Source organism: Bradyrhizobium sp. B120 (assembly GCF_049075665.1).
Lineage (GTDB): Bacteria > Pseudomonadota > Alphaproteobacteria > Rhizobiales > Xanthobacteraceae > Bradyrhizobium.
This window is the reverse complement of sequence record NZ_CP185242.1, coordinates 2,490,365-2,503,941: the sequence shown is the minus strand read 5'-3', so window position 1 is coordinate 2,503,941 and position 13,577 is coordinate 2,490,365. Positions and strand designations below refer to the sequence as shown.

The 13,577-nt window shown below is 65.9% G+C and carries 1 protein-coding gene; it reads right to left on the bottom strand.

The window, feature by feature from the left end; genetic code table 11:
* Positions 1-92: 92 nt before the first annotated feature.
* A complete protein-coding gene (locus ACOIX3_RS11520) occupies positions 93-13,445 on the bottom strand; it encodes a filamentous haemagglutinin family protein (RefSeq protein WP_420969891.1) in 13,353 nt (4,450 codons plus the stop codon).
* Positions 13,446-13,577 lie beyond the last annotated feature (132 nt).

The following is a 13,577-nucleotide window of genomic DNA, read 5'->3' as shown; positions in this document are numbered from 1 at the left end:
ACATCCGGGATCCGATCCGCATGCGAACCCGGGTATCGCTTCGCTCACCCGGGCTACGGAGGTGACTGCCGACATGACCGCGGCAAAGACTGCTACTGCTCACCGCCGCGGCGTCGGCGCTCGTCATCGCTGCCGTTCGGCTTCTGGCTGCCGCCGCCGCTGCTGCCCGGCGTCGCGTCATCGCCGCCGCTGCCGCCATAGCCCAGCACCTCGACAATTACGATCGAAGGCTGGTCGTTGGGCTTGTTCGGCGCGGGTTGGCCGGCCTGCTGGGTCGCAGCGGTTGCGTTGTTGTTGACCGCGGACAGCGTGGTGCTCGGCGTTGGCGTGGAGGCGAGGCCCGTCACCGTGCCGGTGGCCTGCAGGTTGAACGCGTTGAGCACGACCGGCGCGACCAGCGTGATCTCGTTGCCGCGAATGCCCGCCGAGCCGAGATCGATGGTGCCGCGCGGCGCGATCAGGGTGACGTTGCTCTTGGTCGGATCCTGCCCCGGCAGCGTGACCAGCGCGGCGATGCCGGCGCCCGTCACCAGCCCCTGCGGGTTGATGTAGCAATAGCCGTCAACGGTGCAGATCTCGCTGAGTGCAGGGCTCGAGACATAGGTCTTCGGTCCGGCGCCGGCGCTGATGTCGCCATTGGCGGTGAACAGGCCGATGTCGCCGCCCTGCTGGGTCATGATGCGGCTCTGGTTCACCAGGATCGAGTCGTTGGCAAAGGCACGGATGGCGCCGCCGCCGAGCGTCAGGATGCCTTCCTGACTCGGGCTCAAGGTATCCAGCGAGGAGTGGCCGACGGTGATGCCGCCGCCCGGCCCGAGGATGTTGATGTCGCCGCCCATCTGGGTCTCGAGCACGGAGGCCGCGACGTTGAACCTGCCGGTTGCGATCTTCGGCGCGGCCTTGCCGCCGACGCTCAGGCTGTCGTCGGTGTAGCCGTAGCCGGCCGGGAACAGCGTGGAGATCGCGGTATAGGCGCGCGCGTACTGACCGAAATAGGGACTCGACGGATTCTTGAAGTCCTTGCCCACCTGGACCAGGAAGTCGAGGAAGGCGCGGTTGACCAGTAGTTGCTGCCGCGCCTGCGGCAGGCCCTGGAAGGCGGCCCAAGCCTGATCGCGCGGCTGGCCGAGGACGGCGGCGATGTCGGTGAGGAAATCGATGCCGCCGGTGCCGGCATGCGCCGGATCGACGTAATCGGCGATCGCTGCCGCGTAGTTGATGCCGGGCTTCACGCCGAACAGCAGATCGAGCTCGGCGCCCTTGGACGGCAGATAGGGCTTGAGCGGATTTGTCGGCAGACCAGCGAATGCGCCGCCGACCGCGCTGCCGTTGCCGAGCGTCGCGATGCCGCGGGTCGGCACGTCGGAAGCCGAGAACGGACCCAGGTCGTGACCGGCCTGCAGCACGAAGGTGCCGGGGCCATAGAGAAGATAGGAACCGCCGACCAGATCGTTGCCGGCAGCGATGCTGGTGATGTCGGTCGCGTTGTTGTTCTGGCCGATGAAGGTCAAACTGATATTGGCCTGCGGCGTGCCGTTGCTGGTCGTCGAAACGCCGCCGCCCTGGGCTATCCCCGCGTAGATGTTGTTGCCTGCTTCGATCCGCGCCGGCTTGATCAGCGTCAGACTGGAGCCAAAGCCGGCATCGGTGTTGACGGCGTAGATATCCTTGCCGGCTGAGATGACGACGGGCACGGGATCGTTCGCGTGCAGCGCCTGCGTCAGGGTCGCCCAAGGCAGCCCGAGCGGGTTGATGGAGTTGCTGACTAACGCGTTTTGATCACTGTTTGAGCCGACGTATCGCGCGGTGCTGGGATCGAGATCGGGCATCGCAAGACCCGCCCCGAGGTTGACGGTTCCTGCCGCGACAAGGTTGACGGTGCCGGTGTTGCTCGGCACCAAGCTACTAACATCCGTCTTGCTGAGGGTCAGATTTCCGTTAAGTGCTGTGAGGTCAAGCGTGGCCGGGAGCAGCAAGCCGACAATCGAGGCATTCGCGAACCCACCGAGGATCGGGTTGCCCGCATTGTGCACAAAAAGCCCAGCGATCAGCGAGCTTCCGTTATTGGCCGACGAAACAGTCGGAGCCGCCACGTCACCGGTAATACTGGTCAGCGAAATGCCGCTGCCGGAACCATAGCTGGTGAAATAATTGCTCCAGGCAACGTTGCTGGCGTTGAAGAGATCAGGCGACGCGCCAGGCAGATATCTCGTAGGGTCGGCCTGTATCCCGAGGTTGAGCGGCAATGTAGCAGGATCGTAAACGTTACCGAGCGTCACAGAACCACGCGCAGCAAGGGTGATGAAGCCGTCCTGCACCGCGAGCAGCAAAGGCAGCGCGTAGGTGCCCACGACAGAGCCACCGTCGTTGGTGATCCCGACGGTCGGAAGGCCCTGGTTCAACGGATTGCTGGTGGTAGCCTGGACCGCGCCGCCCACCTTGATCAGGCCGGCGCCGCGGCCAACCAGGAAATCGCTGCTCAGGAGGTTGCCGCCAGCCGTCACACTGAGATTGCCGCCGCCGTAATACGTCACCTTGGGCGGATTGGCCGACGTGAAGCCGCCACCGACCACGAGCGTCTCCGGAAGCGACGCGCCGATATCGATGATGTCGGCGCCCGCCGACAGCGTGATGTTGCCGCCGCCGAGCGCCCCGAAGCCCTGGAAGAAGGTGGCGTAGTTGACCCAGGCCGCAGTCTGGCAGGCGACCGAGCCCACGGAAGCGCAACCCGCGAATGGCGTCGACGTGCCGTTCGACAGGCCATAGTGGATGTACCAGTCGCTCCACATCTGACCGGTCGAGGCACCGGCAACACCGGTTTGGTTGCCATCGACATCGATCGGCATCTCGATGCCGATAATCGAGCCGCCGGCGGTCACCGTGACCGAACCACCACCGGTGGCCCAGGCCGGCGCACTAACGAAACCGTTCGACCTAAGTGCGTAGCCAACAGGCAGCGTCGGAGCGATAAAATCTGCCGGCGTAGCTGTGGCGGCGCCTGCCGTGTACACGGCGCCAGGTGTCAGCTGATCGCGCAATTCGACATTGCCGGCGGCCGAGATGGTGATAGAGCCGGTGCCGGTGCGCACAATGGTCGGGACGTTGACTGTGCCTCCGGTGCCTGTGAGGGGATTCGAATAGGAGGTGTGGCCGTCGATGGCGACGTTGCCCGCGACCGTTGGCGACTGTGCGGACACAACGATCACCGCGTTGGGATCGACGGGTGCTGTGTTGCCGGTGAAGGCCGCGCCGGCAACAATGTCGTAGGAGAAACTGCCTTTGCCGCTCACGGCTGCCGACATCAGTTGTGACGCCGACGTGGTGTTGTAGACGATACTAGCTCTGCCGCCAGGCGGATTGTAGGTCGACGGGTTATTGGCAATCCGGTCGGCGGGAGGTGTCGGATCTCCCGCAGGCATGTAGCTACCCTGCAAGGTGGTGTAGGTTGGCGGCGGTGCAGGCGGCGTCACCGCGATCGCGGCGAGGACTCCGTCGGCGAAGTCAATTCCGGCCGCATTGTCCAGGCCGCCCGGGAGGCTCGCCGCGGGGATGAAATTGTTCAGTTTGAACTTACCGCTATTCACCAGATTGGTGTTGATGACACTGAGGAAATAGGCCGTCCACTTTGTAGCATAGTCTCCCGACGCAGCGACCACGTTGCCGGTCCCCGGATTGTACAACAACCTGCCCAGGCCGGTCGTCAGGTTGTAGTACAACGTTGACGTGGAGGGCGCCGCCGGGATCACATTGAGTGACGGATCAAGCCGGGTGAGGACGTTTCTGGCCTGAGTGTATGCCACGAAGTCGGCATACGACAGCACGATCCCGCCTTGCGCTGAAACGCCCGTCATCGATGGGTTGATCCCGTTGACGTTGACCCCGATCAGTTCGGTCTCGTAGGCGCGGAACATCCTCAGGTACTGGGAATAATATAGATTGTATTGATCGATCACCGCCGGATCGCCGGACGAGATAACGACCGGCTGCGCCAGCTTGAACTGCAGCGCGAGCGCATTGTAGGCGGCATCCGAGAGCCCGAAGAATGCCGCGCTGGGTGATGCTGTGGGCGATGAGGGGCCCGACCATGCGCCGTTGGTCTTCACCAGATAGTCGACGATCCCGCTCGAATTGTAGACCAGATTGTTACCGTCCGGGAACATGCCGAGATAGGCTTGATAGAGGCTCGAATTGAGCTCGCTCGCGTAAAGCGAGGCGGCGTCGCCGCCGCGGGGCGTGTAGTTGACGAAGAAGCCGTCGGTCACCGTCGCGTTGATGTTGACGTTGTTCCTCGCTTGCAGGACCAGCGACCCGGGCTCGCCGCCGGTCGCGGTGCGATACACCAGCGAGACGTGGCCGGATGCATCGACGCTGCCTGCGCCCAGATTCCAGTTGCTGGCGACCGTGATGTTGCCCTTGTTGATGTCGAGGCTCGGATTGATCAGATCGATCTCGGGCCGCACATGCATATTGGCGAAGCTCGCGCCGCCGCCTGCCGGTGTCACGGCAAGGTTCTGGACGAAGCTCGCCAACGTGTTCTGATAGAAGCCGACGTGATCGGCATTCGGCGCCGTGACGATGAAGATCGTACCGGTCGCCAGCGGCGCCTGCGGCGTCGGCGCCACGATCGCATTGCCGTTCTGATCTGTCGTGTTGCCGTTCTGATCGGTGCCGGGCAGCGGATTGCCGGCGGCATCGAACCATCCAGCCGGATCGATGATGCCGTCGAAATGCTGCGCGCCGGTCGAACTGTCGGTGGTGCTCCACACCGCGTAGGGGTTGAGCACGACACCCTTGCCGATCGGGTTGCCGCCACCATCGACCACGCCGCGGACGGTGCCGCGGAAATCGACGTTGACGGTGTTGTTCGTGAGGATCGGCGCGCGGATGATGACCGAGCCGCCGGCATTGTTGATGTTCGGCCCGCCCGGACCACCGCTGACGTCGAACAGGGCGCCCGCGGCGACGCTGATTGCGCCCGAGGTCGACATGTTCTGGTAGCCATAGGTGGCGTTGACGGCGCCGTTTGCGTCGGGCGTGCCCGTGGTGCCGAGCGTGATGGTGCCGCCGGTCTGCACCAGGCTGGCGGCGGCGTAGGCCGGATCGGACGGATCGCCTGCGGCGTAGGACGCCTTGAGCACTGCGCTGCCGCCGATGCTGACGCCGCCGGTGGTCACGCCGCCCGCGGTGACGCCGGCGCCATAGAGCGATATCTGGCCGCCGCTCGGCCCGCTCGCGTCGATGGTGCCGTTGACGACCACGCTGCCATTGTTGGCGACCAGCAGCACCTTGCCGGAATTGAGCGTCTGGCCGGCCTCGATGCGGATGTCGCCGGTGCCGAGCCGCACCGAGAAGCCGCCGGTGAAGGCGGTCAGCGGCAGGCCGGCGGCCCCGCCGATGCTGTTGGCCTGCAGCGTAAAGCTGCCGCCGAGGTCCTTGAACGCCGCGCTGCCGTCGAGCGTGCCGTCGAGCACAGCGGCGTTCGCAGCCAGGATCGACAACGACCCGGCAAAACCGCGGCCTGCCCCAGCGACGCTGACGGTGGCGCCCTGCCCGACGATCACATTGCCGGTCGTCGAGGCGAGTTGCACATTGCCGCCCGGCGCGTCCTGGACCACGTCGAGGATCGTGATGCGCGAGCCGGACGCATCGATGAGGGCGCCGCTACCGAGCACAATGTCGCCGGCGGTCGCGGTCAGGCTGACCTTGCCGGACAGCGCCTGGATCGTCGCGCTGTCCGTGATCGACCCGCCCGCGATGGCGAGAACGCCGCCGATATTGCTGGCGACACTGGCGGGCTTGGTACCCGCGCCGGTGACCAGGCTGATGTTGCCCAGCGTGCTCAGCGATTGCGTCGCGCCGCTATTGACCAAGATCGCCGGGGCGGACAGCACCATGTTCGCAGCGGCCGCGCCGCCGCCCGAGAACGTCAGCGTCGGCAGGCTCGAATAGCCGGTACCGGCATTGGTCAGCGTCACACCGGTGACGGCGCCGCCGGACACGGTGGCTGTCGCCGTCGTGCCGGATCCGCTGATCTTGATGGTCGGGGTGCTCAGGTAACCGTCACCCGGATTGGTCAGATTGATTCCCGTCACGTTGACGACGGCCTGCGCCGTTGTCGCCACGCCGCCCCCGCCGTTCGCGAAGGAGAAGGTCGGCATGCTGGTGTAACCGGAGCCCGGATTGGTGACGGTCACGCCGACCACGCCTAGCGACGCGGTCAACTGGGCGCCGCCGTCCCCGGTGGCGCTATTGACCGAGATGGAGTCGACAAAACCGGGGAAGCCGGAGCCGGACGCGGTGAGCTTGACGCCGGTGAGCGCACCGTTGGCATCGACGATGGCCGTACCGGTCGCCGTGACCGGGTTGCCATTATTGTCGGTTCCGGACACCGTGACCGGATCGCCATTGCTGTAGCCCGAACCGCCGCTGACGACGGCAAAGCTGACCACGCCAAGCAACGCGGCGGCTTGGGCGCCGGATCCGCCGCCGCCCGAGATGGTCACATCAGGGATGCTGGTGTAGCCGGTGCCGGGGTTCGCGATCGTTACCCCGCCGATATCGAACAGCAGCGCCGCAGCCGCAACCGATCCTGTATCGAGCGTGCCATTGCCGCTGAACGCAACCGCCCTGCCGGCGTTGAAATAGATCTGGCTGAAGCCGCCGAGGTGCTTGGTGCCAACGTCCTCGGTGATGACCTGTGAAGCATTGAGCGTGAGGATGCCGCCGGCGCCGGTGATGCCCGTGCCGGTCGCGCCACTGGTGTTGGCGAGATCGATGTTGGTGGCATTGACGGTGGTGTTGCCACCCTGGCTGTAGAGCCCGGCGCTGTCGAAGGTCAGCGTGCCGATCGGATGCGCGGCATCGCCGATCTGCAGTCCGCTGGCGTCGTACAAGTTGATCACGGTCGCGCTGCGCAGCCGGACCGAGACCGCATCGTTGAAATTCGCCAGCACCGCAGGATTCAGCACAATGCCGGTGCTGCCGCCGCCGATGTTGATGACCGATCCGGCGATGTCGTAGTTCCTGGCGTTCAGGATGGCGTTGGAGGCGAGCGTGCCGCTGCCGCTGGTGTCGAGCGTCAGCGCGTTGCCGCCGTCGATGATCGCGCCGGCGCCGACCGAGAAGGCGCCTAGCGGTGTCTGGCTGCTCGGTAGCGGACCGGGCCCGCTGTATTGCCCGGGGACATAAATTCGGCTGACGTTCACCGTGCTGCCATTCGAGACACGCAGCAGCGCGCCGTCGCCGCTGGCGAAGACATAGCTGCCGTCGGACTGTTTGACCGGCAGCGCGCCGATCGTGATGTCGCGGTCGGTACCGCCTGGCACTGCGCCGATTGCCCTGATGACGCTGCCGTCGCCGATGACAAGACCCCTGCCGGTAACGAGATTTCCGTCACCGGCAAGCGAGACAAGAAGCAGCTCGGGCCCGGTCAACGGATGCGCCGCGTCGGTCAGGACCTCGAGATTGAGCGCGCTGGTTGTGATGTTCTGGATGCCGTTGACGACTTGAGCGGTGCCGCCGATCAGCACCGAGGAGGCCCCGAGGCGGCTGATCTGATCGGCATCGAGCACGAGGTAGTTGACCGAACCGGTGCAGCCCGGCGCGCTTCCGGCAAGGCAATCGCCCGCCGGCACCGCCTGGTCGGCGGCGCGGATCAGGATGTTGCTGCCGCCGATCTGCACCTGACCGCCGCCGCCGACGAGGCCCGGCGCGAGATCGCTGGTGCCCGGCGCGAAGCGGTTGGTGCCGGCAAGGTCGAGCGAGTTGATGGCGCCAAGCACAAGCACACCGCCGTCGATCGGCAGCGGCGGCGGCGCCTTGCCCGCGGCGAGCGCTTGATTGCGGAAGAACGTCGTGCCCGAGGTGATGTCGATGCGGGAGTATCGCGACCACACCGCTTGCGACTGCAGCTGGAACACGGCCGATTGCGACGAACGCGCGCCGGTCAACGTATTGCCGAGTGTGCCGGTGACGTATTGCGAGCCGTCGGCGCTGGAGGTGCTCGCGACTGTATTCGGATTGACGTTGTTGGCGACCTGCACAACGCGGTAGGCGCCGGGCAGCGTCGCGTACATTCCCGGCAGCAACGTGTAGGTGCCGGCGGGGATGCCGCTGCCGGCACCGATGGTTACCGACTGGCCCGGTGCGATTCCGTTCGCGAACGGCTGCCGGGCGTCGGCCACGGCCGTGGCGCTGGCGCCGGCCGGAATCACCAGGCCGGAATAATATGGAGCGAAGGCCAAATTGGAATCGTAGGAGGCAACCGTCGCCGAATAGGTCGGGACCAGCGCATAGACCTGGCGACCGTCAGCGTAGGTCGGAGTGATGCTGCCGTTGGCAAGGTTCTGCTGGTAGGTCGCGAGCACGTTGCGGCTGCCACCGGTGCCTGCGACAAACTCCGTCGCATAAACATCACCACCGCCGTTGAGATCGAGCACGGCGCCGGATTGGGTCGCCACATTGGCACCGAACAAGCTGATCGATTTGCTGGGCGGCGCGGCGAGCACCGGCACACCCTGATTGTTGGAAGCGCCCTCGTACCAGGTGGTGCCGTCGACGGTGTAGCCGTCGGGAATCACCAGGCCGGCTGCCGAAACGGAGGTCAGGCTGCCTGCGGTCAGGGTCACGTTCGCCGTCGGCGTGAAGGTGCCCGCGGCAAAGTTGACGCCCCCCTCGTTGGCAATCGCCTTGATGAACTGGGCCGGGACGTCGCTGCCGGTGCGCACGCCCAGGACGATGTTGCCGAGCGGCGCCCACAGTGTGCCGCCCTGTACGATGGTCTGCGCGCTGACCACGATGCTTCCACCGGCTGAGAGCGGCGCCGTCGGCACACCGTTCTGCGCGATCGTGATCGCGCCCGACGACATCAGCAGGAAATCGGTGTTGCTGACCGGATAGATCTCGGCCGCGCGCAGCGTAAGATTGCCGGGAACCAGCAGTGCTCCGCCGAACGCCGCCTCTCCCGAGTTGAAGCTGCCGTCGATGAAACCATAGTATTGCGGCAGCAGCCGGATGGCGCCCGCGCTGGTCAGGTTGACGGTGCCGGCGTTGTCGAGCCCGATGCCGCGCTCGAGGTCGATCCATTGCGCCGTCACGTTCAACGTGCCGGCGCCGGCGGTCGGGACGATCGACACGCCGCCGACCCCGACCCCGACCATCCGAACGTAGCCGGCGTTCAGATTGACGACGGACCCATCCGCGATCGCCACATGTCCGTTGCGCGCATAAAGGGTCAGCGCGCCGGGGATCGAGACGTTGACCGAACCGTCGAACGCAATCTTGCCCGCATTGAGCGTCACGGAATCGAAGCCGCTGTTGCTCAGCGTATCGGCCCCGATGAATGCGCCCGGTGTCGCCGAGACGCCCGAAGCCGGCAGGTTCGTTGCGACCACGCCGGGCTGCTCGACCACGATGGTGTCCGGCGTCGGCGGTGCCCCCTTCGCGTTCGGATTGATGACGCCGATAGTAAGGCTGCCGCCGACCGCAAGCGGCGCACCGCCGGCCGCCTCGACGGTGCCGGCAAAATAGACGGTCGTACCGGACAGTTGCAGACTGCCGCCATTGCTCCAGGCTGCCTGCCCGACGAAGTGTGGTCCGAAACCACTCTGCGGCACCTGGATCAGGTTGCTGTCCGCGGTCACGGCTGCGCCCTGCAGATTGAACTGCGCGCCCGGTTCCGCCACCACGGTGGTGGCCAACAGCGAGATGGTGCCGCCATCGCGCACCGTGCCGGTGGAATAGGTTTTCACCTGCGGATTGGGCACGAACACGCCGCTCACATCGAGCACGGCGGTGGCGCCGATGCGCACCTCCTGGCCTGTTGCGGTAATGGTTCCTGCGGGCGCAACGATGCTGCCGAGAATATCAGCCGTCGCAATCGGACTGAGCGTGACCGTGGCCAGCGGATCGGTGACGATGGCCGCGCCGCGATCAATCAGGACATTCGTCCCGCCCAGCGACAGGCTGACCGGCTTGCGCAAGCCGTCCGGCAGCAGTCCCAGCGATGCGAAGTCGCGCACCCGCGCGCCGGTCGGAGCCTGCGCCTCGCGGCCTGTGAGCAGGGCGGTCGGCTGCCGTTGCAGCAGCAGCTGCGTGCCGGCGGTGATCGTGGTGCCGCCATAGATGTCGCTCAGGGTGTATTGGGAGAACCCGCCGCTGGTGAAGAACGAGGGCGGCAGAACGAGCTGACCGGCCTTCGCGTCCGAGACAATCAGCCCCGCAACCGGCGATCCGCCGGAAGCCGAGATCGCGCTGGCCGTCGCGCCCGACACGTAGGACGTCACCTCTGTGGTGGCGCCATCGACCGTGATGCCCGAAGCCTGCAACGTCAGCGTCCCGCCGCCATCGAGGCCGCCGGCATAGATCGTGCCTCCCAGCAGCGCACTGGACTGATCGGCATGGCTTTCAGTGCCGTCGGGTTTGGTGCCGTGCGGCGTCACGTTGTAGGCCGAAATTCCTTGGCTGTTGCCGACACTGCCGCCGAAGCCACCGGTGTAGGAGGATACGGTCAAGCTGCCGCCCTTACCGACCGGCAGGCCATCGGATCCGATCTTGAGCTTCCCGGTGGTATCAACATAACCGCCGCCGGACACGTCGATCACACTGCCGGGCGACAGCAAGATGCTCTGGGTAACGTCGATGAAGAGGCCGTCACTAAAGGACGGTCCATCGCTGGCGGCGATTGTCGAAATGCTCACGCTGCCGCCATTGACGTAGGCGCGTCCCTCGAGCTGATCCTGCGACAGACCGGTGTCGTTGACCCAGCGCCCGCGCACGTCGAGCACCGCATGCGGCCCGATGATCAGGGCCGGAACCGGCGGCTGCTGCGGCTGCTTAACGGGATAAGTGAAGCCGGTGAGGCTGATCTGGCCCGCGGGCGCGCTGAGCGTGCCGTCGATGGTCGCAACGCTATCCAGCGTGATGCTGCCGCCGGGCCGCACCGACAGAACGGCGTTCGTCGCCATGTCGAGCCGCTGCGCACCCTTGATCGAGACGGCACCTAGCGATAAATTGGAGAGCACGTCGGTGAAGATCGGAAATACGCCGTTGGCGAGCGTCGGCGACCAATTGGATGCGTTGGCGAAATTCAAGCCATTCAGGCCGTACGGGTCCGATCCGGCGTCGGCCTGTGGTGTGAGCACCACATTTTGCTGGCTGCTGCCCCCCGCCGCAGCTGTAAACGTGATGCTCAGCGACGCGCCCTTCGGCATCTGGTCGGCGGGCGAGAGATTCGACGATCCCGCCAGCGCGCGCTGGCGGCTGCCCGCCACCACATTGCCGATGATGTCGTTGACGATCGGATTGATCGCCGCGACGGTGACCGAGCCGGCATTGGCGCCGGTGATGTAGCTCGCCTCATAGTGCGTGTTGCTGCCGCCGCCCCATGGGCTGAGATAGATTTCGGTCAGCTTCGTATCGACGACGCCGTTGACCTTGTGCAGGACCGTGAAGCCGTTGCCGACGCCGACATAGGCGATGGTGGGATCGGCGCGGCCGATGTCGTAGATGCGCCCGTCGGCTCCGAGCAGGCGGGTGGTGCTGATCAGGCCGCCGGTGTACTGCACATAGCCGGCCGACACGTTGATGCTCGCGCCCGGCTGCTGCACGACATTCCTTCCCGACGTCGCGAAATTGCCGCCGACGGTGAGGATCTGGTCGATGCTCTGCGGGATCAGGCCGACATAGCCGGCCGCGTTGAGCAGCGGCGAGCCGACCCACTGCACGCCGTCGGCACGGGTGCCGCTGAGCCGCGCATCGATGGTCACGGTCTTGCCGATCAGGGCCTGGGCGAGCGGGCTGTCGGCCACCTCGGCCGCGGTGACGAGGATGCTGATCTGGTTGATCGACATCGGCAGCGTGACGCCGGCGATGCCGGAGAGATCGATGGTGCTGCCCTGCTCGAGCAGGACCGTGCCGTTAACACTGTCGGCGCCGATCGTCAGCGCGGCGCCGGGCGCCTTGATCAGGGCACCGGCGCCGCCCGCGCCGCTGCCCTGTACGTCGACGCTGCCCACCGCCGTGATGTTGACTTGCGGCTGCAGCACCGTCTGGAAATACGGCGCGTTGCTGGCGCCGTTCGTCGACGTCGGTGTATTGAGCGTCGCGGTCGGCAGGGTTCCGCTGGTCTCGTCCGGCAGGATCGAGGTGAGGCTTGCTGCCCCCAGCACGATATTGCCATTGGTTCCGGGTAAGCATGTGCCCTGCCCGCAAACCGTCGTCAATTTGATTGAGCCAGTGCGCGTGGTCGCGGTGCTGGCGACGATGGCCCCGAGCTGGTTGATCGACCCGCCCGCCAGCGTGACTGCGCCGGAGCTCGACATCAGCAGCCCGGAGGCCTGGTTGGTGACCACCCCGGAGCCAGACGGTAGCGGGTTGACGGGGTCGTTGCCGGTGGTGCCGATGACGACCTGCATCGCCGTCTGAGTGCCGACGGCTGTCGACAGCGGCGTCGCCAGGGTGACGGAAGCGTCCGAAGCAAGGATGATCTGGCCATTCCTGGCGTTGATCGCACCGGCGTTGCTGACGCCGCCGTCAGCGAGCAACGCCACATAACCGCCGTCGCCATTCGCGCTCAGCTTGCCCGTCGTGTCGATGGTCGCGCCAGGCTGGACTGTGACCTTTCCACCTTTGCCCTGGTTAAAGATCGTGGCTCCCGACGCAGCATTGGCTGCAACACCAGAGGTAAACGGGTCGCCCAACAGCGAGAACAGTCCGCTCTGCAGGAAGCCCTGATAGTTGCCGCCGCTCAGCTTCGACGGAAGATCCAGCGTCGAGGCAATCAACGTATGGACATTGATCTGGCTGGTGCCGCCGAAGATGATGCCGTTCTGGTTGATCAGATAGACCGCACCGTCGGCCCTGATCGATCCCAGGATCTGGCTCGGCACGCCGGTCGATGCGATCTTGTTCAGCGCTGCCCAGTTGGCGTTGCCCTGCTGGTTGAAATTGACTGTCGTGTCCCTGCCGACGTTGAACGATTGCCAGTTCAACACCGCCTGGGGCTGAGTCTGGTTGATATTGACCGTGGTCTGGCCGCCGCTGCTGGTCTGCGTCGGCGTGTTGGCGCCGACCCAGTTGGTGACGGGATTGGCGACGCCGGATGCGGCGAGGCCGCTGTTCGGCACCAGGCCGCCGGCATTGAGACCGTTGGGCACCGTACTCGGCGCGCTCGCCGCAAGGCCGCGCGCGGCGCTCTGGGCCGCCTGCAATGCCTGGATCGCCTGAGCGGCGCGCGTCATCGACGCTTGCGAGTTCTGCGCGGCCTGCTGCGCCTGCTGTGCGGCGGCCTGCGCCGCGCTGACCGCCGCCTGCGTGGCCGCGGTGCTGACGCCACCCCACGTGCCGAACGGTCGCGCTGCCGCGGGCGAGCCCATTGCGATGGCGATCGAACTGACACCTGCGAGCAACAGGCCACGGCGCGAGGTCGAGCGAGGGAGCGAATGCATGCGGGCCTTCCAATGCAGCAGGCGATGCGAACGATCGTGACGCAACAAGGCATCGGCCAGCCTGCAATCAGTTGGCCCGATGCCGACAACTCCATGAAAAGCGCGCAACCCAACTGGCGCAGCCGCCCCCGA

Coding starts and splice junctions, on each gene's coding strand:
- ACOIX3_RS11520 (WP_420969891.1), bottom strand. CDS start 13,445: ATGCATTCGCTCCCTCGCTCGACCTCGCGCCGTGGCCTGTTGCTCGCA.